This window comes from Streptomyces sp. NPDC004435 (assembly GCF_042873895.1).
In the GTDB taxonomy this organism is placed as follows: domain Bacteria; phylum Actinomycetota; class Actinomycetes; order Streptomycetales; family Streptomycetaceae; genus Streptomyces.
On sequence record NZ_JBIAMB010000019.1, the window covers coordinates 1 to 21,509 of the forward strand.

General features: G+C 71.1%; 15 protein-coding genes and 1 tRNA gene. 6 read left to right on the top strand and 10 right to left on the bottom strand.

The features are described 5' to 3' along the window. Window positions 1–186 precede the first annotated feature (186 nt). Window positions 187–1,572, top strand: a complete 1,386-nt coding sequence (locus ACFYT9_RS29300; RefSeq protein WP_389168748.1) for a pyridoxal phosphate-dependent decarboxylase family protein — start codon at window positions 187–189, stop codon at window positions 1,570–1,572. Next, window positions 1,569–2,990, top strand: coding sequence for a lysine N(6)-hydroxylase/L-ornithine N(5)-oxygenase family protein (locus ACFYT9_RS29305; protein ID WP_389168750.1), 1,422 nt, complete (start codon window positions 1,569–1,571; stop codon window positions 2,988–2,990). Before ACFYT9_RS29300 ends, ACFYT9_RS29305 begins: the two co-directional genes overlap by 4 nt. A 4-nt stretch (window positions 2,991–2,994) precedes the next feature. Here ACFYT9_RS29305 and ACFYT9_RS29310 read toward each other — a convergent pair whose 3' ends face one another. Then, window positions 2,995–4,791 carry a bifunctional metallophosphatase/5'-nucleotidase gene (locus ACFYT9_RS29310; RefSeq protein ID WP_389168752.1) on the bottom strand — a complete coding sequence of 599 codons (1,797 nt, stop codon included), beginning with the start codon at window positions 4,789–4,791 and terminating at the stop codon, window positions 2,995–2,997. A 146-nt stretch (window positions 4,792–4,937) separates the two neighbouring features. Between ACFYT9_RS29310 and ACFYT9_RS29315 the strand changes: the two genes are divergently transcribed. Together ACFYT9_RS29315 and pyk are read left to right on the top strand one after the other, a co-directional pair. Further along, a complete protein-coding gene (locus ACFYT9_RS29315) occupies window positions 4,938–5,618 on the top strand; it encodes an SIMPL domain-containing protein (protein WP_389168754.1) in 681 nt (226 codons plus the stop codon). Window positions 5,619–5,765: 147 nt separating this feature from the next. Continuing rightward, a complete protein-coding gene (gene pyk / locus ACFYT9_RS29320; RefSeq protein ID WP_389168756.1) occupies window positions 5,766–7,193 on the top strand; it encodes a pyruvate kinase in 1,428 nt (475 codons plus the stop codon). A 169-nt stretch (window positions 7,194–7,362) separates the two neighbouring features. On the opposite strand, the gene ACFYT9_RS29325 is transcribed toward pyk, so the two are convergent. Both ACFYT9_RS29325 and ACFYT9_RS29330 read right to left on the bottom strand, forming a co-directional pair. Then, window positions 7,363–8,136: a transcriptional regulator gene (locus ACFYT9_RS29325; protein ID WP_389168758.1), complete on the bottom strand. Its 774-nt coding sequence runs from the start codon at window positions 8,134–8,136 to the stop codon at window positions 7,363–7,365. A 110-nt stretch (window positions 8,137–8,246) separates the two neighbouring features. Next, window positions 8,247–8,319, bottom strand: a tRNA-Leu gene (locus tag ACFYT9_RS29330). 102 nt (window positions 8,320–8,421) lie between these two features. Here ACFYT9_RS29330 and ACFYT9_RS29335 point away from each other — a divergent pair. Next, window positions 8,422–9,078, top strand: a complete 657-nt coding sequence (locus tag ACFYT9_RS29335; RefSeq protein ID WP_389168760.1) for an ANTAR domain-containing response regulator — start codon at window positions 8,422–8,424, stop codon at window positions 9,076–9,078. A 76-nt stretch (window positions 9,079–9,154) separates the two neighbouring features. Here ACFYT9_RS29335 and ACFYT9_RS29340 read toward each other — a convergent pair whose 3' ends face one another. From ACFYT9_RS29340 to ACFYT9_RS29370, 7 genes are all read right to left on the bottom strand, one after another. Next, window positions 9,155–9,871 carry an ABC transporter ATP-binding protein gene (locus ACFYT9_RS29340; protein ID WP_376603425.1) on the bottom strand — a complete coding sequence of 239 codons (717 nt, stop codon included), beginning with the start codon at window positions 9,869–9,871 and terminating at the stop codon, window positions 9,155–9,157. Next, entirely contained in the window at window positions 9,868–10,914 is a 1,047-nt protein-coding gene (locus ACFYT9_RS29345) for an ABC transporter ATP-binding protein (protein WP_389168762.1), read from the bottom strand. The genes ACFYT9_RS29340 and ACFYT9_RS29345 overlap by 4 nt, the downstream gene beginning before the upstream one ends. Window positions 10,915–10,917: 3 nt before the next feature. Beyond that, window positions 10,918–12,774, bottom strand: a complete 1,857-nt coding sequence (locus ACFYT9_RS29350) for a branched-chain amino acid ABC transporter permease (RefSeq protein ID WP_387274122.1) — start codon at window positions 12,772–12,774, stop codon at window positions 10,918–10,920. Beyond that, window positions 12,771–13,700: a branched-chain amino acid ABC transporter permease gene (locus ACFYT9_RS29355; protein WP_376603419.1), complete on the bottom strand. Its 930-nt coding sequence runs from the start codon at window positions 13,698–13,700 to the stop codon at window positions 12,771–12,773. The genes ACFYT9_RS29350 and ACFYT9_RS29355 overlap by 4 nt, the downstream gene beginning before the upstream one ends. 128 nt (window positions 13,701–13,828) lie before the next feature. Further along, window positions 13,829–15,064: a branched-chain amino acid ABC transporter substrate-binding protein gene (locus tag ACFYT9_RS29360; protein ID WP_389168764.1), complete on the bottom strand. Its 1,236-nt coding sequence runs from the start codon at window positions 15,062–15,064 to the stop codon at window positions 13,829–13,831. 720 nt (window positions 15,065–15,784) lie between these two features. Next, window positions 15,785–16,288 carry a PaaI family thioesterase gene (locus ACFYT9_RS29365; RefSeq protein WP_376603956.1) on the bottom strand — a complete coding sequence of 168 codons (504 nt, stop codon included), beginning with the start codon at window positions 16,286–16,288 and terminating at the stop codon, window positions 15,785–15,787. A 63-nt stretch (window positions 16,289–16,351) separates the two neighbouring features. Then, window positions 16,352–18,640, bottom strand: a complete 2,289-nt coding sequence (locus ACFYT9_RS29370; protein ID WP_389168766.1) for an FdhF/YdeP family oxidoreductase — start codon at window positions 18,638–18,640, stop codon at window positions 16,352–16,354. A gap of 123 nt (window positions 18,641–18,763) precedes the next feature. Between ACFYT9_RS29370 and polA the strand changes: the two genes are divergently transcribed. Continuing rightward, window positions 18,764–21,475: a DNA polymerase I gene (polA, locus tag ACFYT9_RS29375; RefSeq protein WP_389168768.1), complete on the top strand. Its 2,712-nt coding sequence runs from the start codon at window positions 18,764–18,766 to the stop codon at window positions 21,473–21,475. The last annotated feature ends 34 nt before the right edge of the window (window positions 21,476–21,509 follow it).

Genomic DNA, 21,509 nt, shown 5'->3' on the forward strand with positions numbered 1-21,509 from the left:
GCCCGCCGCCCCCCGCGCGTCCGCCCCGCCCCGGCCGCGCCCCCGCGCGCCGCGGGGGGGGGGGCGGGGGGGGCCGCCGCCGGCCCCGCCCCCCCCCCCCCCGGCCCGCAAGCCGGTGTCCCTCGTTCGGGTCATGTCATCACGGTCGCCGGACAAGGCCCGCACCCGCCCGGCACCCTGTCGTCCATGCGTGCCGCACCCCCGCCACCCCTCGCCGCCCAGCCCACCCCGCTCAGCCGCCTCCTCGGCATCGCCCTGGACGCCCTGCGCACCGGCGCGGAGGAACGCGGCGGCCCGCTCCCGGCCGGCGGGCCCCTCGCCGTCACGGCCAGGGTCCGCGACACGCTCGGAGCCGTACTCCCCGAGACCGGCAGCGGGCCCGACGAGGCCCTGCGCACCCTCGTCCACCTCATCGCCGCCGGCGCCGCCGACCCCGCCCACCCGCTCTGCGCCGCCCATCTGCACACCCCGCCGCTCGCCGTCGCCGCCGCCGCGGACCTGGCCGCCACCGCGCTCAACCCCTCCATGGACTCCTGGGACCAGGCGCCCGCCGCCTCCGCCCTGGAAGCGGAGGTCACCGCCGCGCTCGCCGCCGAGGTCTTCCCCACGGCGGCCCGCCCCGACGCCCTCGTCACCACCGGCGGCACCGAGGCCAACCAGCTGGCCCTGCTCCTCGCCCGCGAGCGCCACGGCCCCGCCCTCACCACCGTCACCGGCGCCAACGCCCACCACTCCGTCCGCCGCGCCGCCTGGCTCCTCGGCCTCCCCGAGCCGCTCACCCTCCCCACCCCGCACGGCGTCCTCGACCCCGAAACCGTGGCCCGCACCCTCGCCGGCCTGGAAGGACCCGTCCTCCTCGCCGCCACCGCCGGCACCACCGACGAGGGCCTCGTCGACCCCCTCCCGGAACTCGCCGACGCCTGCGCCGCGCACGGCGCCGAGCTCCACGTCGACGCGGCCTACGGCGGCCCGCTCCTCCTCAGCCGCACCCACCGCCCCCTCCTGGCGGGCCTGGACCGGGCCCGTACCGTCGGCCTCGACCTGCACAAACTCGGCTGGCAGCCGGCCGCCGCCGGACTCCTCGCCGTCCGCGACCCCGCCGACCTCACCGCCCTCGCCCACACCGCCGCCTACCTCAACGCCGACGACGACACCGAGGCCGGCCTCCCCGACCTCCTCGGCCGCTCCCTGCGCACCACCCGCCGCCCCGACGTCCTCAAGGCCGCCGTCACCCTGCGCGCCCTCGGCCGCTCCGGCCTCGGCGCCCTGGCCGACCTCTGCATGGAGCGCGCCCAGGACCTCGCCGACCTGGTGGAGAAGGCCCCCGGCCTGGAACTGCGCGCCCGGCCCGCCCTCACCACCGTCCTCTTCCGCCCCGCCGGCGCGCGCGACGAGCGGGTCGCCGCGATCCGGCGGACCCTCCTCACCGACGGCCGCGCCGTCCTGGGCCGCGCCGAGGCGGACGGCCGGCTCTGGCTGAAGGCCACCCTCCTCAACCCCCACACCACCCTCGACGACCTGGCCCAGCTCATCTCCCTCGTGGAACTCGCGGAAGGCGGCACCGACCGATGACCGGCAGCACCCCCCAGCAGGACCTCGACCGCCCGCACGATCTGGTCGGCGTCGGCATCGGCCCCTTCAACCTCTCGCTCGCCGCCCTCGCCGACGGCGTCCCCGGCGGCATCGACGCCACCTTCTTCGAACAGCGCCCCGCCTTCCACTGGCACCCGGGCCTCCTCATCGACGGCGCCACCCTCCAGGTCCCCTTCCTCGCCGACCTGGTGACCCTCGCCGACCCCGCCAGCCCCTGGTCCTTCCTCAGCTACCTGCGCGCCATCGAACGGCTCTTCCCCTTCTACTTCGCCGAGAAGTTCCACATCCAGCGCGCCGAGTACGACGCCTACTGCCGCTGGGTCAGCGAGCGGCTCCCCGGCCTCCGCTTCGGCCACCAGGTCGACTCGGTCCGCTGGAACCCCGAACGGAAGCTGTTCGAGGTCGACTTCACCCAGCTCGACCAGGACGGCGAGGCCGCCGCCCTCGGCCGCGCCTACACCCGCAACGTCGTCCTGGGCATCGGCACCGAGCCGTACGTCCCCGAGCCGCTGCGCCCGCTCGCCGACGCCCCCGGCGTCCCGGTGATCCACTCCGCCGACTACCTCGCCCACCGGGAACGGCTGCTCGCCGCGGGCCACGTCACCGTCATCGGCTCCGGCCAGTCCGGCGCCGAGGTCTTCCTCGACCTGCTCCGGGCCCGCCCGGCCGGCGCCGAGCGGATCAGCTGGCTCTCCCGCACCGAGGCGTTCGCGCCCATGGAGTACTCGAAGCTGGGTCTGGAGCACTTCACGCCCGACTACACCCGCTACTTCCACGCCCTGCCCGAGCCGGTCCGCGGTGAACTGATGCCCCGCCAGTGGCAGTTGCACAAGGGCATCGACGCGGACACCATCGCGGCCCTCCACGACGAGCTCTACCGGCGCACCCTGCACGGCGGCTGGCCGGACGCCGTCCTCACCCCCGGCGTCCGGGTCCGCACGGCCGGCCGGGTGGCCACCACCCAGGTCGAGCTGCACCTGGAACACGTCCAGCAGGGCTCCCGCTCCCGGCTCACCACCGACGCCGTCGTCCTCGCCACCGGCTACCGGGAGCGCCCGGTGGACCGGATGCTGGCCGGGCTCGACCCGTATCTGCGGCACGACTCGGCGGGCCGGGCGAAGATCGACGAGCGGTACCGGCTGGTCCTCGACCCGTCGGTCACCGGATCGGTGTACGTGCAGAACGCCGAGCGCCACACCCACGGCGTGGGCGCCCCCGACCTGGGTCTCGCCGCCTGGCGCAGCGCCGTCATCCTCAACTCGGTCACGGGCAAGGAGCCGTACCCGCTGCCGCGGCGGACCGCCTTCACCAGCTTCGGCCTGGAGACACGCGAGGCACGAGAGGCGCCGGGCATCCCGGCCCAGGGCCGGAAGCTGACGCCTCTCGTGGAGCACTGAAGCCCTAGAACACCGGCACGCCGTCCCGGGTCAGCTTCCAGTCCACCGACGCGAACTGCCCCGGGTCGACCGTCCCCTTGGCCCGCACCCACTGGATGATCGTGTTGCGGATCTCGTCCGAGTTCGCCCAGAGCTGCTCGGCGCCGGCGACGTGCGGGAAGGCGCCTCCGCCGGCGGCCCGGTAGTTGTTGACGGCGAGCACGAACCGCGCCGCCGGGTCCAGGGGCGCGCCCTGGAAGGAGAGGCCGGTGATCCGCTGCCCGGCGGGCCTGGCGATGTCGATCTCGTAGGTCAGGCCGGAGACGGCGTCGTAGTTGTAGTCCGGGGTGTTGTCCGCGTTGGTGAGCTTCGCGGTGTCGACGGGGGCGCCCGCCGGGGTCTGGACGTAGTACCTCGCCGAGTACTCCAGGTACTCCTTCAGCTGGGCGCCCGTCATCAGGCGGGCCTCCAGGGTGTTCTCGAAGGGGTACAGCCCGGCGGCGTCCTTGATCGTGATCGCGCCGGCCGGGATGCGGGCGGTCCGGGAGAAGCAGGACGCCTGCGAGAGCACCGGCAGATCGGCGTACGCGCCGCCGGCCAGCGCCGCCTTCACGGTCTCGGCCTGGACGACGTTGATCAGGTCGATGATCGGCTCGTCCTTCCACGGCGCGTCGGCCGTGGTCATGACGGCGGTGGAGGTGCCGATGACCGTGTTGACGTACTCCACGACCTTCTTGTGCTCGTCGGCCAGCAGCCCGGTGATCTTCGGGTCCTCCTCGACGGTGTTGGAGTTGAGGACCTGGGCGGCGACCTTCTCCACCGTCCAGCGGCCCTTCGCCCACACGAGGTCGAAGTCGAAGAGGGTGAGGCGCTGGCCCCACTTCAGCGGCTCGGAGAGGACGACCTCCTCGCCGGTCACCTTGTTGGCGATCCGGTACTCGGGGATCTCGGTGTGGGCGTGGCCGACGAGGATCGCGTCGATGCCGGGGACCTGCTCGGCGACGAGCCCGGCCGCGTTCTCGACGTGGGGGAGCTGGTCGCCGTACGAGGAGGTGCCGCTGGAGCCGGAGTGGGCGGAGACGATCACCACGTCGGCGCCCATGGAACGCAGCCTCGGCACCCACTTCGCGGCCTGCTCCTCCAGGCCGGGGAAGACCATCCGGCCGCTGACGTTGGCCCTGTCCCAGATCGCGATGCCGGGGTTGGTCAGACCGAGGACCGCGACCCTGACATCCCGGCCGTGCGGGGTGCGCAGCCGATGGACGCTGTACGGCGGGAAGGCCGGGCGCAGCGTCTTCGCGTCGAGGGCGTTGGCGCCGAGCAGCGGGAAGTCGCACTGCTCCTCGAACTTCCGCAGCACCGGGATGCCGTAGTTGAACTCGTGGTTGCCGAGCGCGGCGGCGTCGTAGCCGATGGCGTTCATGGCCTGGGCCATCGGGTGGACCGGACCGCCCTTGCGGGTGATGGGGTCGATCTTGGCGTAGTAGTACGAGAGCTGGGTGCCCTGGATGGTGTCGCCGGCGTCGATGAGGAGCGTGTTGCGGCGGCCCTTCTCGGCACGGACCCGGTTCACCAGGGTGGAGATCTTCGCGAGGCCGACGTCGTTGTGGGCCTTGTCGTCGAACTCCTTGTCCGTGAAGTAGTCCCAGTTGAGGACGTTGCCGTGCAGATCGGTGGTGCCCATGACGGTGAAGGAGTACCGCTTGGCCGGCCTGGGGCGGTGATCGTGCGCCGCGGCGGGGGAGGCGGCCCCGGCGGTGAGGGCGGCCCCGGCTCCGATGGCGGCGGAACTCTCCAGGAAGGTCCGGCGGTTCAGCGGCATGTGCGTACTCCTCATTTCGTGGCGCTGTCCCCGGTGCACAACGCGCGTAGATTCTGGCTCAGACCTTTCCTCGGCAACAGCCCTTTCGGGTTACGGAGTGGGAAAGTGTTCGTATGCCATCGATCCCCGTTCCCGAGGAGTCCGCCGTGTCGCAGCCGCATCCCACCCCGCAGGCCCCGCAGGTGACGGTCCGCGGAGAGGGCCGCCTGGAGGTCGAGCCCGAGCTGGCCAGGATCGCGGTGGCCGTCTCCGCGCGGGGCGCCGACCGGGCCGGCGTGCTCGCCGACCTGACCCGTCGCAACGCCCAGGTCCTCGACCTGATCAGGGCGCGCGGGGCGGCCGTGTCGAAGCTGGAGACGGGCGGCTTCTCGGTCGCCCCTGAGCCGCCCCGCCGCGGGAAGGGCGAGGCGCGGATCCACCGGGGGCACGTGCGGATCACCGCCGAACTCACCGACTTCACCGTCCTCGGCGAGCTGGTGCCCGAACTCGCCGACGGGGAGCAGACGGAGGTGAACGGGCCCTGGTGGGAACTGCGGCCGGACTCGCGCGCGTACGCCGAGGCGCGCCGGCTCGCGGTGACGGAGGCCGTACGCCGGGCGCGCGCCTACGCGGAGGCACTGGGCACCTCGCTGGGCTCACTCCTCGAACTGTCGGACGCCGGCGCGACGGAGCCGGGCCTGTACCGGCACGGCGGCTTCGCGCCGGCCGCCGCCGCCTTCGCGCGGGGGGAGGCGGGCGGGGCCCCCTCCCTCGACCTCGAACCGCAGCCGCAGGAGGTGACCGCCGAGGTCGTCGCGCGCTTCACGATGCTGCCGCCCGCACTCTGAGACGGCAGGCCCGGGGGCGTGGAAATCGCTCATCGGAGCAGCCCGGCGCACAGATTCAAGTCTTGTCAACAACGTTTCACGCAAAGGTTGTTGAGTAGTCATGCCCATCCCACCGGCTACTGATGGGTAAGGCCCTAGGCTCGCCTCATGCGCCGAGCGAAAATCGTTTGTACCCTTGGGCCCGCCACCGAAACATACGACCAGATCAAGGCGTTGATCGAGGCCGGAATGGACGTGGCCCGCCTCAACCTCAGCCACGGCACCTACGCCGAGCACGAGGAGCGTTACCAGCGGGTCCGCAAGGCGGCCGACGAGACCGGCCGCAGCGTCGGGGTCCTCGCCGACCTTCAAGGCCCGAAGATCCGGCTCGGCCGTTTCCGCGAGGGCCCGGTACTCCTTGAACGTGGCGACGAGTTCACCATCACCGTCGAGCCGCTGGAGGGCGACCGCCACCGCTGCGGCACCACCTACTCCGGCCTCGCCGCGGACGTCACCGCCGGCGAGCGGATCCTCGTCGACGACGGCCGGGTCACCCTGGAGGTCACCTCCGTCGACGGCCCGCGGGTGGTCACCCGGGTCGTCGAGGGCGGCATGGTCTCCGACCACAAGGGACTCAACCTGCCGGGCGTCGCCGTCTCGGTCCCCGCGCTCTCCGAGAAGGACGTCGAGGACCTCCGCTGGGCGCTGCGCACCGGCGCGGACGTCATCGCGCTCTCCTTCGTCCGCTCCGCCCGGGACATCGAGGACGTCCACCGGATCATGGACGAGGAGGGCCGCCGCCTCCCGGTCATCGCCAAGATCGAGAAGCCGCAGGCGGTCGAGAACATCGAGGAGATCGTCGCCGCCTTCGACGGCATCATGGTCGCCCGCGGCGACCTCGGCGTCGAGATGCCGCTGGAGCAGGTCCCGATCGTCCAGAAGCGCGCGGTGAAGCTGGCGAAGCGCAACGCCAAGCCGGTCATCGTCGCCACCCAGATGCTCGACTCGATGATCGAGAACTCCCGGCCCACCCGTGCCGAGGCGTCCGACGTCGCCAACGCCGTCATCGACGGCACCGACGCCGTCATGCTCTCCGGCGAGACCAGCGTCGGCCGCCACCCGGTCGAGACCGTCCGCACGATGAGCCGGATCGTGGAGGCGGCCGAGGAGGACGTCCTCGCCAAGGGTCTCCCGCCCCTGACCGAGCGGAACAAGCCCCGCACCCAGGGCGGCGCGGTGGCCCGTGCCGCCGCCGAGATGGGCGACTTCCTCGGCGCGAAGTTCCTCGTCGCCTTCACCCAGTCCGGCGACACCGTGCGGCGGCTCTCCCGCTACCGCTCGCCGATCCCGCTGCTGGCCTTCACGCCGGACCCGGCGACGCGCTCGCAGCTCAACCTGACCTGGGGCGTCGAGACCTTCCTCGGCCCGCACGTCGACTCCACCGACGCCATGGTCGCGCAGGTCGACGAGGAGCTGCTGCGGATCGGGCGCTGCGCGAAGGGCGACATCGTGGTGATCACGGCCGGCTCCCCGCCCGGCGTCTCCGGCTCCACCAACCTCGTCCGCGTCCACCACATCGGGGACCCGCTCTCGTAGTCGCGCGACGGTGCACCGAAAGAGCCCCGCCACCAGTCCTGGTGGCGGGGCTCCCGCGTTCCCGTGGCCTACGGCGGCGCGGCCATGACCGTGGCGGAATCGCTCGTACGCGCCGCCGCGACCGACGCCCGTTCGACTGGCGCTCGCTGAAAGCGACCGGACGCGCTGCTCAGTGCTTCGGGCCCACGTGGGCGTCCATGAGCGCGACGGACGCCTTGCGGGCGACGGAGATGTTGTAGGGGTGGGTGCCTCGGGCGGCTCTCCACTCGACACCGACCCTGGTGAGAGTGTCGCCGAACAGCTTCCGGATGTCGCCCGACTTGTTGGTGAAGAAGTACCGGGGATACTCGTACCGCTTGCGTTCGCCGCCGACGAGGCGAGTCGTCCAATTGGTGATCCGGCAGCCGTCGGAGTGGACAAGCCCCCTCACGAACTCCCACGGGTGCGCATCGATGATCTCCTGCTGCCAGACTTCGAGGGCGATACGGCGCTCGTGCTTCTTGCCGGGTCCGTGCTGGGGAAAGAGGCACCCGAGGTGTCTGGAGTACACCTTGAGGTCGTGGCACCCGGCCTTCGGCACCCAGCCGATCGCGTTGTCCGGGAATACCGCGCGCAGGGATGCCGCAGCCTCCTGCTGCACGCCGGGCCAGGCGTCGTCGAGGGTGATGCGGAGGCTCGCGGTTCGGTGCTGCGGGGGCCGGCTGATGCAGCCGTCGCCGAGGTAGAGCCCCAGGAGGTAGGCGTACGAATCCGCCGGGTCGGGCGCACCCGGTGTGGGGCGGCATCGTGCGCAGGGCGAAAAGTGGCGGGAGCGGGGTGCGGCGCGCGCCTGCCAACTGCGGATGGCGGCGCGGGATATCCCGGTCTGCTTGCTGACAGAGCTGAGGCTTCGGCCTTCGGCGACAAGAGCGAGCGCCTGCTGGCGCGATTCGGCGTCGTACACGTGGCCGACAATGGCCGAGTTGCTCCCGATTGCGGGATGCGGATGACCGGACTTCACGCGTGTGGGTGACGAATTCCCAACGGTTGGCCTCCTTGGAATCTAAGGAGAAGTGCCCCGGGTGGGATTCGAACCCACGCTGTATGGTGTTTGAGACCATCGCCTCTTCCGCTGGGCTACCGGGGCATCCTTCGAAACGAAGGTCATTGGCAACCTGTTGTGTCTCAAACATACAGGACCTAGGTAGGCTCATGTAGCAGCAGATCTGCCCCGCAACGAGGAGCCCGCGTGACCGCCCCCGAGTCGCCCCAGCCCGCCGACGACGCCGACGACGCGTCGCACGTCCCGCCGCTGACGACCCGCGTCGTCATCGCCGAGGACGAGGCCCTCATCCGCCTCGACCTCAAGGAGATGCTGGAGGAGGAGGGCTACACGGTCGTCGGTGAGGCCGGCGACGGCGAGGCCGCCGTCGAGCTGGCCCGCGAACACCGCCCCGACCTCGTCATCCTCGACGTGAAGATGCCCAAGCTCGACGGCATCTCCGCCGCCGAGAAGATCGCCGGCGAGTCCATCGCCCCGGTCCTCATGCTCACCGCCTTCTCCCAGCGTGACCTCGTCGAGCGCGCCCGCGACGCCGGCGCCATGGCCTACCTGGTCAAGCCCTTCAGCAAGAGCGACGTCGTGCCCGCCATCGAGATGGCCGTCTCCCGCTTCGCCGAGCTGCGCGCCCTGGAGCAGGAGGTCGCCGACCTCTCCCAGCGCCTGGAGACGCGCAAGCTGGTCGACCGCGCCAAGTCGATCCTCCAGACCCAGTACGGCCTCTCCGAGCCGGCCGCCTTCCGCTGGATCCAGAAGACCTCCATGGACCGCCGCATGTCCATGCAGCAGGTCGCCGAGGCCGTCATCGAGGACGCCGAGGAGAAGAAGGCCGCCAAGGGGCAGTAGCCCGGCCGGTCCGGTACACGGCAGGAGGCCCGCCCCGCGTCGCGCGGGGCGGGCCTCCTCGTGTTCCTACGGGCTGTCAGTCCTCGCCGAGGTACGCCTTGCGGACGGACTCGTCGTGGAGCAGGTCGCCGCCCGTGCCCGAGAGCACGATCTTGCCGATCTCCATCACGTGACCGTGGTCCGCGAGCGCCAGCGCGGCCTGGGCGTTCTGCTCGACGAGCAGGATCGTGGTGCCCTGGGCCTTCAGCTCGGCGATGGTCGCCATGATCTTCTGCATCATGATCGGCGAGAGGCCCATGGAGGGCTCGTCGAGCATGAGCAGCTTCGGCTGGGACATCAGTGCCCGGCCCATGGCGAGCATCTGCTGCTCACCGCCGGAGAGCGTGCCGGCCGCCTGCTTGCGACGCTCGCCCAGGATCGGGAAGAGGTCGTAGGCGCGCTGGACGTCCTTGGCGATGCCGGCGCTGTCCTTGCGGAGGAAGGCGCCGAGGAGCAGGTTCTCCTCGATGCTCATGCGCGGGAAGATGTGGCGGCCCTCGGGGGAGTGGGCCAGACCCAGCGAGACGATCTTGTGCGCGGGGATCTTGCGGAGGGACTTGCCCTCGAACTTGATCTGTCCGCCGACCGGCTTGAGGAGCCCGGAGAGGGTCCGCAGGGTGGTGGTCTTCCCGGCGCCGTTGGTGCCGATGAGGGTGACGACCTCGCCCGCCTCCACGGAGAAGGAGATGCCCTTGACGGCCTCGATCTTTCCGTAGGCGACGCGCAGGTCCTCGACTTCGAGCAGTGCGGTCATGCGTCGTTCTCCTTGCCCGGAGCGGCGTCCTTCGCGGTCTTCGCCGCGTCCGCCGGGGTGTCGTCCTCGGCCGGGGTCTCCTCCGCCGGAGCGGCGTCGGCGTCGGCGTCGTCGGCCGGGGCGTCCTCGGCCGGAGCGTCGTCGGCCTCGGGTGCCTCGGTCTCGGCCTCCGCCGCGGGTGCCACGGTCTCCGGCTCGGTCTCGGCCTCGGGGGCCTTGGGCGCCGGGGTCTCGTCGATCGGCTCGCCGAGGTACGCGGCGATGACCCGCTCGTCGCTCTGGACGGTCTGGCTGTCGCCCTCGATCAGCTTCTGGCCCTGTACGAGCACGGCGACCCGGTCGCACAGGTTGAAGATGAACCGCATGTCGTGCTCGATGACGAGCACGGCGATGCCCATGTCGCGGATGGCGAAGATGAGTTCCTCGGCCGCGCGGGTCTCCTGCGGGTTCATGCCGGCGGTCGGCTCGTCCAGCAGGATGAGGCCCGGGTCGCTCGCCAGCGCGCGGGCGATCTCCAGCTTGCGCTGCTCGCCGTACGGCAGGTTCTTGGCGAGGTGCTGCGCCTTGTGCGCCAGGCCGATGAACTCCAGGAGCTCCATCGCGCGCTTCTCGGAGGCCGCCTCGGCCTTCTTGAAGCCCGGGCCGCGCAGCAGGGCGGACCAGAGGCCCTCCTTGGTGCGGGTGTGCCGGCCGACGAGCACGTTCTCCAGGACCGTCATGTTGTTGAAGAGACGGATGTTCTGGAAGGTACGGGCGATGCCGGCGGCGGTGACCTTGAAGGACTTGGGCGGCAGGACCTGGCCCTTGTAGCGGACCTCGCCCTCGGTGGGCACGTACAGACCCGTCAGGCAGTTGAAGAAGGTGGTCTTTCCGGCGCCGTTGGGGCCGATCAGACCGACGATCTCGCCGCTGTTGACGGTCAGGTTCACGTCGCGGACGGCGGTCAGGCCGCCGAATCGCATGGTGACCCCGCGTGCGTCGAGCACGGTCTCGCGGGCGGCCGGCTCCGCGGCGGCGTCGGCCTTGGTGGTGGTCGTCGTCATGGTTCAGGCACCTGCCTTGGCGGGCGTAGCGACCGGCTCGTTCTTCTCTTCGTGCTCGTGGAACTCGAGCTGGCGCCGCTTGTCCGCGATGATGCCCTCCGGGCGGAAGCGCATGATCAGGACGAGCGCGACACCGAAGGCGAAGAGCTGGTACTCGCCCATGAACTGGAGCTTGTTCGGGATGAGGAAGAGCAGGGCCGCGCCGACCAGCGGGCCGCTCATCGTGCCCATGCCGCCGAGGACGACGGCCGCGAGCAGGAAGGCGGAGTTGGGCGGGATGGGGCCGGCGAAGAGGTACTGCTCCGGGGTCACCGTGTAGGTGACGTGGGCCTGCACCGTACCGGCGAGGCCGGCGAGGCCGGCGCCGAGCGCGAAGGCGATGAGCTTCACCCGGAAGCCGTTGATGCCCATGGCCAGTGCGGCGGTCTCGTCCTCGCGGATCGCGACCCAGGCGCGGCCGATGCGGGAGTTGCCGGAGCGCTTGAAGACCAGCACGACGACCGCGGTGATCAGCAGCATCAGGAAGAAGTAGTTGGCGAACCGGCCGATGGTGAATCCGGCGATGGTGTGCGGCTGCCCGAAGTCGAATCCGAAGAAGTTCAGGTTCGGGATGGACGCGATGCCGTTGGAGCCGTTGGTGATGTCCGGGCCCGAGGTGCCGTCGGTGTTCATCACCGTGATGCGGAAGATCTCACCGAAGCCGAGCGTCACGATGGCGAGGTAGTCGCCGCGCAGCCGCAGGGTCGGGGCACCGATCAGGACGCCGAAGACCACCGAGGCCGCGGCGCCGACCAGGATCGCCGCCCAGAAGGGGAGGTGCACGCCGAACGGCGAGGTGGGGGCGCCCGAGACGAGGGCCGCCGCGTAGGCGCCGACGCCGAGGAAGGCGACGTAGCCGAGGTCGAGCAGGCCCGCGAGGCCGACGACGATGTTCAGGCCCAGGGCGACCGTGGCGAAGATCAGGATGTAGACGCCGAGCGTCGCGTACTGGTCGTCGGTCTGGGTGAAGGGGAACAGCGCCGCGGCGATGAACGCGCCCGCGATCGTCAGGTTCTGGTGCTTCGAGGTGAGCGCCGTGACCTGCTTGAGGAGGCCGGAGGCGCCGATCGCGGCGAAGCCGAGGCCGGCCGTGAGGAGGAAGCCGAGGAACAGCTCGTCGTACTCGGTGCCGATGCCGTAGGTGAAGACGCTGAGCGCGAGGCCGAGGACGACCGCGATGATCAGGATCTCGACGGCGGCCGGCAGCGGCGGAAGCTTCTTCGCCGCGTGGGGGGCGGCGAAGGCGGCCCTGGTCACCGCCCACTTGTTGCGTCGGCGCTGGGTGAGCTGGTCCCAGAAGGTGTCCTCCGGGTCGACCGGCATCAGGGCCGGGCGGGTGAAGGGCAGGGAGAGGGCGGCGAGCAGGGTGATCAGGGAGGTGGCGGCGACGATCGCGCCGCCGGGCTCCAGGTTGACCAGGCCGCCGAGCTCGATGCTGATCGCGCCGACCGTGAACCACGTGGTGGCGAAGGTGGCGAGGGCGCCGAAGCGGATCGCGCCGTCGGCGCCGGCCGGGGTCAGCCAGCCGGTGCCCTTGATCCCGTAGGAGGAGAGGGCGAAGAGGGCGGTCAGCACGCCGAGCACCAGGACCTGGAGCTGGAGGCCGGCCGGGTAGCCGTAGACGGTGAGGTCGCCCGGGAAGCTCTCGTCCCAGGTCCAGGCGAGGAAGCAGCTCGCCACGGTGAGGACGGAGCCGCCGAGGGCGACGGCGCGGGCGATCGGCTCCGGGAGGAAGCCGATGAGACCACGGTCGGCGGTCTTGGCGGGCTCCTCGGCGGCGGGTGCCTGGGGGTTCTCGGAGATGGTGGTCATGGTGCTCACGCCCTGTCCGCGACGCGCTCGCCGAGCAGACCCTGGGGCCTGGCGAGGAGGACGACGATGAGGAGTACGAAGGCCCAGACGTTGGCCCAGGACTGGCCGCCGAGCTGCTCCATACCGGGGATCTGGTCGATGTAGGCGGTCGCCATCGTCTCGGCGACACCGAGGACGAGACCGCCGATCATGGCGCCGTAGATGTTGCCGATGCCGCCGAGGACGGCGGCGGTGAACGCCTTCAGTCCGAGGAGGAAGCCCATCTTGTAGTCGACGACGCCGTACTTGAGGCCGTAGGCGACGGCGCCGACGGCGGCGAAGATGGCGCCGAGGGCGAACGCGATCACGATGATCCGGTCGGTGTTGACGCCCATGAGCTTCGCGGTGTCGGGGTCCTGCGCCGTGGCCTGCATGCCGCGCCCGGTCCGGGTGCGCATGACGAAGAAGGCGAGGAAGGCCATGCAGATCGGGGCCGCGATGACGAGGAAGATGTCACCGGTCTGGATCGTGACGGGACCCAGTTCGATGGGGCCGCCGGGGATCTGCGGGAAGGTCCGCGCGGACTTGGCCTCCGGGTACCAGACCCAGACGGCGTACTGCAGGGCGAGCGAGAGGCCGATGGCCGTGATGAGGGGCGCGAGGCGTGGGCCGCCGCGGAGCGGACGATAGGCGAATCGTTCCGCTCCGACGGCTATCGTCGTCGCGACGATCACGGCGCCGATGATCATGAGGGGGAGCGCGACCCACATGCTGGTGCCGCCGGGCAGGATGAGCCAGACCGTGAGGGCACCGAAGCCGCCGGTCATGAAGATCTCGCCATGGGCGAAGTTGATGAGCTGGACGATGCCGTAGACCATCGTGTAGCCGACGGCGACCAGCCCGTACATGGATCCCAGTAGCAGGCCGTTGACCAGCTGCTGCGGCAGTTCGTTCACCGCATTGTCCTCCGAGACTTTCGACGGATATGACACCGCGCGGGGTGCCGGTTGTGTGCGGCCCCCCGCGCGGTGAAAGGTGGTGCTGAGTGGGGTGGAGCTGAGGTTTCAGCTGCCGGAGTGCTCGGTCACTCGCCGAAGGTGTCGGACTTGACCGGGGCGAAGGCGCCGCCCTTGACCTGGTAGGCGGTCAGCTGCTTGTTGGTGGTGTCACCGAACTCGTCGAAGGCGACCTTGCCGGTCACGCCCTCGAAGGAGACGCCCTGGAGGGCCTCGACGACCTTGCCGCGGGCGTCGTCGGGGAGCTTGCCGCCGTTGCCGTCGACGACCTTCTTGACGGCCTCGATGATCGACCAGGTCGAGTCGTAGGAGTAGCCGCCGTAGGCCTCGAAGGCCTCCTTGTAGTTCGCGGCCTTGTAGTTGGCCAGGAACTCCTTGGCGGAGGCGAGGGACTCGATCGGCGCGCCGACGGAGGTGGCGATGTCGCCCTCGGCCGCGGTGGCACCGGCCAGCTTGACGTACTCGGGGGAGAAGAGCGCGTCACCGCCGACGACGGTGACCTTGGCGCCGGCCTCCTTGATCTGCTTGGCCAGCGGGCCGGCGGCCGGGTACTCGCCACCGTAGTAGACGACGTCCGCGCCGGAGCTCTTGACCTGGGTGGCGACCGCGGAGAAGTCCTTGGTCTCGGGGTCGATGTGCTGGGTGCCGACGACCTTGCCGCCGAGCTTCTCCCACTCGCCCTTGAAGGTGCCCGCGAGGCCGGCGCCGTAGGTCTTCTTGTCGTCGATGATGAACGCCTTGGTCTTCTTGGCGTCGTTGAAGACGTACTGGGCCGCGAACGGGCCCTGGATGGCGTCGGTGGTGGCGGTGCGGAAGTACGACTTGTAGCCGCGCTTCTTGTCGCCGGAGGCCCAGTTCGGGCCCTGGGAGAGCGCCGGGTTGGTGTTGGCCGGGGAGACCTGCACCAGCTTGGCGTCGTCGAAGACCTTCTGCATCGACTCGGCGACGCCGGAGTTCAGCGGGCCGACCACGCCGAGGACGGTCTTGTCGGCGACCAGCTTGGTGGCGTTCTGCTGGCCGGCGGAGGGCTGGGCCTGGTCGTCCAGGGAGACCAGCTTGAAGGTCACGCCCGAGACGTACTTCTTGTTGTTGGCCGTGTTGACCGCGAGGTCGGCCGAGTTCTTGATGCCGAGGCCGAGGGCGGAGAGCTCACCGGTGAGCGGGGCGTCCAGGCCGATGGTGACGGTCACGCCGTCGCCGGAGCCGCTGTCGCCGCCCTTGTCGTCGCGCGAACCGCAGGCGGTGAGGGTGAGTGCTCCCGCGGTGACCGCGGTGGTGAGTATGAGCAACGAACGGTTTCGCACGAAGGGTCCTTTCCCTGGCGCGGCCCCCTCTGCCGAGGCGGTGCCGTGGAGCTGCGGAGCAAGAGGTGCCGTTGGTGATTGCCGGGCCGTACTGAGTGCCGGTACGAGGCCGTGCAGTAGGTCGCGCCCAGTGGCGCGGTGACTGGCGGTGACTCTAAGCGCAGGTGGGGAGGGTCGGGGAGCGGCGAGGGAAGGATGTGACTGTCTTGTTATGCCGACGGCTCGGCGGGGGCTGAGAGGTCCGGGTAAATCCGGGCATAGCGGCCTGTAACACGGTGTTCACATCGTGAGAACGCCCAGTTCCGCTAAGGGGCTTGAGGGAATCTTGGTACTGACGGGAAACTTCGCCGACTCTCCGGATATCGGACGGGGCGCCCGATCTGAGCGGACGGATGTCAAGCTTCGGCTCCTCCCCGGCCGCCCCCGCCCTCGATTACGGAGCGTGAGGAAATCGGCCTGCCGGCGGGGCGGGCGGCCGCCCTCCCGGACGCCCTCGGAGTCGGCCGGAACCCACCACTTTCGAACGTACCTCCGAGGCTGGAGAGTTGGGAGGTGCTGGCGTGAAAACGACATGCGGGGACGGGAGTCCGGAGTGCGGACGGTGACCGGCCGCGGGTCGACGGTCCGGCCCCGCCGCGGAGCCCGCCTCGGGGAACGCCGAAGGGGGCGGTACGCCTCCGCGTACCGCCCCCTTCGCGAAACCGGCCGACCGGCCCCGGATCAGGCGCCGTTGAGCTTCGCCTGCTCCGGCAGGTTCCCCGCGTCCCCCGGGCCGATCTCCCGCAGCATGCACGTCAGGCGCGCCGAGCAGACCCGGCGGCCCTGCTCGTCGCTGATGACGATCTCGTACGTCGCCGTGGACCGCCCGCGGTGCACCGGCGTCGCCACGCCGGTCACCAGACCGCTTCGTGCCCCACGGTGATGGGTGCAGTTCAGGTCCACGCCGACCGCGATCTTCGACGAGCCGCCGTGCAGCATCGAGCCCACCGAGCCGAGGGTCTCCGCGAGCACCGCCGAGGCGCCGCCGTGCAGCAGCCCGTACGGCTGGGTGTTCCCCTCCACCGGCATGGTGCCGACGACCTTCTCCGCCGACGCCTCGAGGATCTGGACACCCATCCGGTTCCCCAGGTGCCCCGCCGAGAACAGCGCCGGCAGATCCACGCCGAGCGCGGCATACTCGTCGATGACCTCCTGCGGGAACTTCACGTGCTGCTGCTCACCCATGACCCGGCTCCGTTCGTCGTCGTACGGCTGATCCTTCCCGCCCCCCGCTGGCTGAGCAAGCGCTTAGGCGGACGGTTGCGGTGATTCTTCCAGACGCACGACGACGGACTTGCTCGCGGGGGTGTTGCTGATGTCGGCCGTCGACTCCAGCGGCACCAGCACGTTCGTCTCCGGGTAGTACGCCGCCGCGCAGCCCCGGGCCGTCGGGTAGTGCACCACCCGGAAGCCGGGCGCCCGCCGCTCGACGCCGTCCCGCCACTCGCTCACCAGATCCGCGTACGCCCCGTCCTCGAACCCCAGCGCCGCCGCGTCCGAGGGGTGCACCAGCACCACCCGGCGACCGCCCCGGATCCCCCGGTAGCGGTCGTCCAGGCCGTAGATCGTGGTGTTGTACTGATCGTGCGAGCGGAGCGTCTGCAGCAGCAGCCGCCCCTCGGGCACCCTCGGGTACTCCACCGGCGCCGCCGTGAAATTGGCCTTGCCGGTCTTCGTCGGGAAGCGCCGCTCGTCCCGCGGCGCGTGCGGCAGCGCGAAACCGCCCGGGTCGGCCGCCAGACGCGCGTTGAAGTCCTGGAAGCCGGGCACCACGCGCGCGATCCGGTCCCGCACCGCCGCGTAGTCCGCCTCGAACGCCTCCCAGGGCGTCGCCGAACGGGTGCCGAGGACCGCCCGGGCCATCCGCGCCACGATCGCCGGCTCGGAGAGCAGGTGCCGGCTCGCCGGCGGCAGATTGCCGCGCGAGGCGTGCACCAGTCCCATCGAGTCCTCGACCGTCACGAACTGGCGTCCGCTCTTCTGCACGTCCTTGTCGGTCCGCCCCAGCGTCGGCAGGATCAGCGCCCGCCGGCCGGTCACCGCGTGCGAGCGGTTCAGCTTCGTCGACACGTGCACGGTCAGCCGGGCGTTGCGCATCGCCGCCTCGGTGACCTCGGTGTCCGGGGTCGCGCCGACGAAGTTCCCGCCCATCGCGAAGAAGACCTTCGCCGCGCCGTCCCGCAGCGCCTGGATCGACCGCACCACGTCGAAGCCGTGGTGGCGCGGCGAGACGATCCCGAACTCCTTGTCCAGCGCGTCGAGGAAGGCCGGCGCCGGGCGCTCGAAGATGCCCATCGTCCGGTCGCCCTGCACGTTCGAATGCCCGCGCACCGGACAGACGCCCGCGCCGGGCCGTCCGATGTTCCCCCGGAGCAGCAGCAGGTTGACCACCTCGCGGATGGTCGGCACGGAGTGCTTGTGCTGGGTCAGGCCCATCGCCCAGCAGACGATCGTCCGCTCCGAGGCCAGCACCATCTCCAGGGCCCGCTCGATCTCCTCGCGGGACAGCCCGGTCGCGGCGAGGGTCTCCGCCCAGTCGGCCTCCCCGGCCGCCGCCGCGAACGCCTCGAAGCCGTGGGTGTGCTCCCGTACGAACTCCTCGTCGACCGCCCCGGGCGCCTCCAGGACCAGCTTGTTGAGGAGCCGGAAGAGGGCCTGGTCGCCGCCGATCCGGATCTGGAGGAACAGATCGGTGAGCGCCGCCCCCCGCAGCATGCCCTGAGGGGTCTGCGGGTTCTTGAACCGCTCCAGGCCCGCCTCCGGCAGCGGGTTCACCGAGATGATCCGCGCCCCGGCCGCCTTCGCCTTCTCCAGCGCCGACAGCATCCGCGGGTGGTTGGTGCCCGGGTTCTGCCCGGCCACGATGATCAGGTCCGCCCGGTGCAGGTCCTCCAGGGAGACGCTGCCCTTGCCGATGCCGATCGTCTCGGTCAGCGCCGAGCCCGAGGACTCGTGGCACATGTTGGAGCAGTCCGGCAGATTGTTGGTGCCGAACTCGCGCGCGAAGAGCTGGAGCAGGAACGCCGCCTCGTTGCTGGTCCGGCCCGAGGTGTAGAAGAGCGCCTCGTCGGGGGAGGAGAGCGCGGTCAGCTCCTCCGCGATCACCTCGAAGGCCCGCTCCCAGCTCACCGGCTCGTAGCGGTCCCCGCCCTCGGGCAGGTACACGGGCTCGGTGATCCGGCCCTGCTGCCCCAGCCAGTAGCCGCTCCGCTCCGCCAGCTCCGCCACCGGGTGCGCGGCGAAGAACGCCGGGGTCACCCGCCGCAGCGTCGCCTCCTCGGCGACCGCCTTCGCGCCGTTCTCGCAGAACTCGGCCAGGTGCCGCTTGTCGCCCTCGGGCCAGGCGCAGCCCGGACAGTCGAAGCCGTCCTTCTGGTTGACCTTGAGCAGGGTCCGGGCCGTCCGCAGGGTGCCCATCTGCTCCTGCGCGATCCGCAGGGTGTGTCCGATGGCGGGCAGGCCCGCCGCGGCGTGCTGCGGGGACGTGACCTGCGGTGCGTCCTGGACCGGGTCGCCCGCCGGCGGCTTGCTGACCATCGCGCTCTCCCTTGAGCGTTCGACCTGTGGGGTACGTCTCCGATCCTGTCACGGGGCGCCGACAACCCGGCACCCCGACCGGTGCGGGACGGGATTGTCGGTGGTCCGTGGCAGGATCGTCCCGTGGCCGAGACAGCATCGAAGAACCCCGCAGACACCCGCCCCCGCCTGCTCCTCATGGACGGGCACTCGCTCGCGTACCGGGCGTTCTTCGCGCTGCCCGCGGAGAACTTCACCACCGCGACCGGGCAGCCGACCAACGCGATCTACGGCTTCGCGTCGATGCTGGCGAACACCCTGCGCGACGAGGCGCCCACGCACTTCGCCGTCGCCTTCGACGTGTCCCGCAAGACGTGGCGCTCGCAGGAGTTCCCCGAGTACAAGGCGAACCGTTCCAAGACCCCCGACGAGTTCAAGGGCCAGGTCGAGCTGATCGGCGAACTCCTCGACGCGATGAACGCGCCGCGGTTCGCCGTCGACGGCTTCGAGGCCGACGACATCATCGCCACCCTCGTCACCCAGGCCGAGGCCGCCGGCTTCGAGGTCCTGATCGTCACCGGTGACCGGGACTCCTTCCAGCTGGTCTCCGACCACACCACCGTGCTCTACCCCACCAAGGGCGTCTCCGAGCTGACCCGCTTCACCCCGGAGAAGGTCCAGGAGAAGTACGGCCTCACGCCCTCCCAGTACCCCGACTTCGCTGCCCTGCGTGGCGACCCGTCCGACAACCTGCCGGGCATCCCGGGTGTCGGCGAGAAGACCGCCGCCAAGTGGATCAACCAGTTCGGCTCCTTCGCCGAGCTGGTCGAGCGCGCCGAGGAGGTCAAGGGCAAGGCCGGGCAGAACTTCCGGGACCACCTGGAGTCCGTCAAGCTCAACCGCGTCCTCACCGAGATGGTCCGGGACGTCGAGCTGCCGAGGACCGTCGCCGACCTGGCCCGTGAGCCGTACGACCGCAAGGCCGTCGCCCTCGTCCTCGACACCCTGGAGATCCGCAACCCCTCGCTGCGCGAGCGGCTCCTCGCCGTCGACCCCGGCTCCGCCGAGGAGACGGCCCCGGCGCCCGCCCCCGGCGTCGAGCTCGACTTCTCCGTCCTCGGCTCCGGCGAGCTCGCCCCCTGGCTGGCCGCCCACGGCGAGCAGCCCCTCGGCGTCGCCACCGTCGACAGCTGGGCGCTGGGCACCGGCAGCGTCTCCGAGGTCGCGCTGGCCGCCGCCGGAGGCGAGGCCGCCTGGTTCGACCCCAGCGAGCTGGACGAGGCCGACGAGCGGGCCTGGGCCGCCTGGATCTCCGACCCGGCCCGCCCCAAGGTCCTCCACAACGCCAAGGGCGCCCTGCGGGTCTTCCCGGAGCACGGCTGGAGCGTCGCCGGCGTCACCATGGACACCGCGCTCGCCGCCTACCTGGTCAAGCCCGGCCGCCGCTCCTTCGCCCTGGACGCCCTCTCGCTGGAGTACCTCGGCCGCGAGCTCGCCCCCGCCGCGGTATCCGAGGGCCAGCTCGCCTTCGGTGCCGAGGACCACGCCGAGGCCGAGGCCCTGATGACCCAGGCCCGCGCCGTCCTCGACCTGGGAAGCGCCTTCGAGTCCAAGCTCGACGAGGTCGGCGCCCGCGAGCTGCTGCACGAGGTGGAACTGCCCACCTCCGTCCTCCTCGCCCGCCTGGAGCGGCACGGCATCGCCGCCGACCGCGACCACCTGGAGGCGATGGAGCAGCAGTTCGCCGGTGCTGTGCAGCAGGCCGTCAAGGAGGCCCACGCCTCCGTAGGCCACGAGTTCAACCTCGGCTCGCCCAAGCAGCTCCAGGAGGTCTTCTTCGGCGAGCTCAACCTCCCGAAGACCAAGAAGACCAAGACCGGCTACACCACCGACGCCGACGCGCTCGCCTGGCTGGCCGGCCAGACCGAGCACGAACTGCCGGTCATCATGCTCCGCCACCGCGAGCAGGCCCGGCTCCGTTCCACCGTCGAGGGCCTGATCAAGACGATCGCCGCCGACGGCCGCATCCACACCACCTTCAGCCAGACCGTCGCCGCCACCGGCCGTCTCTCCTCCACCGACCCCAACCTGCAGAACGTGCCGGTGCGGACCGACGAGGGCCGCGCCATCCGGCACGGCTTCGTCGTCGGCGAGGGCTTCGAGTCCCTCATGACCGCCGACTACAGCCAGATCGAGCTGCGCGTCATGGCCCACCTCTCCGAGGACGAGGGCCTGATCGAGGCGTTCACCTCGGGCGAGGACCTGCACACCACCGTCGCCTCCCAGGTCTTCGGCGTCGAGCGGTCCGCCGTCGACGCCGAGATGCGCCGCAAGATCAAGGCCATGTCGTACGGCCTCGCCTACGGCCTCTCCGCCTTCGGCCTCTCGCAGCAGCTGAACATCGACCCGGGCGAGGCCCGCGGACTGATGGACACCTACTTCGAGCGCTTCGGCGGCGTCCGCGACTACCTGCGCCGGGTCGTCGACGAGGCCCGCGCCACCGGCTACACCGAGACCATGCTCGGCCGCCGCCGCTACCTCCCGGACCTCAACAGCGACAACCGCCAGCGCCGCGAGGCCGCCGAGCGGATGGCGCTCAACGCCCCGATCCAGGGCACCGCCGCCGACATCGTCAAGGTCGCCATGCTCAAGGTCGACCAGGCCCTCGGCGAGGCCGGCCTCTCCTCCCGGATGCTCCTCCAGGTCCACGACGAAATCGTCCTGGAGATCGCCCCCGGCGAGCGCGAGCGGGTCGAGGCCCTGGTCCGCGAGCAGATGTCGGCCGCCGCCGACCTCCGTGCCCCGCTCGACGTCTCCGTCGGCGTCGGCCCGGACTGGGACTCCGCCGCGCACTGACGCACCCGCCCCACCGGTGGCCGCACCCCTGACG

What these genes read in the sequence shown, in the direction of transcription:
- ACFYT9_RS29345 (WP_389168762.1), bottom strand. Translation starts at nt 10,914, where the DNA reads ATGACGACGACCACCACCAAGGCCGACGCCGCCGCGGAGCCGGCCGCC.
- ACFYT9_RS29340 (WP_376603425.1), bottom strand. Translation starts at nt 9,871, where the DNA reads ATGACCGCACTGCTCGAAGTCGAGGACCTGCGCGTCGCCTACGGAAAG.
- ACFYT9_RS29370 (WP_389168766.1), bottom strand. Translation starts at nt 18,640, where the DNA reads ATGGTCAGCAAGCCGCCGGCGGGCGACCCGGTCCAGGACGCACCGCAG.
- ACFYT9_RS29365 (WP_376603956.1), bottom strand. Translation starts at nt 16,288, where the DNA reads ATGGGTGAGCAGCAGCACGTGAAGTTCCCGCAGGAGGTCATCGACGAG.
- ACFYT9_RS29310 (WP_389168752.1), bottom strand. Translation starts at nt 4,791, where the DNA reads ATGCCGCTGAACCGCCGGACCTTCCTGGAGAGTTCCGCCGCCATCGGA.
- ACFYT9_RS29305 (WP_389168750.1), top strand. Translation starts at nt 1,569, where the DNA reads ATGACCGGCAGCACCCCCCAGCAGGACCTCGACCGCCCGCACGATCTG.
- ACFYT9_RS29300 (WP_389168748.1), top strand. Translation starts at nt 187, where the DNA reads ATGCGTGCCGCACCCCCGCCACCCCTCGCCGCCCAGCCCACCCCGCTC.
- pyk (WP_389168756.1), top strand. Translation starts at nt 5,766, where the DNA reads ATGCGCCGAGCGAAAATCGTTTGTACCCTTGGGCCCGCCACCGAAACA.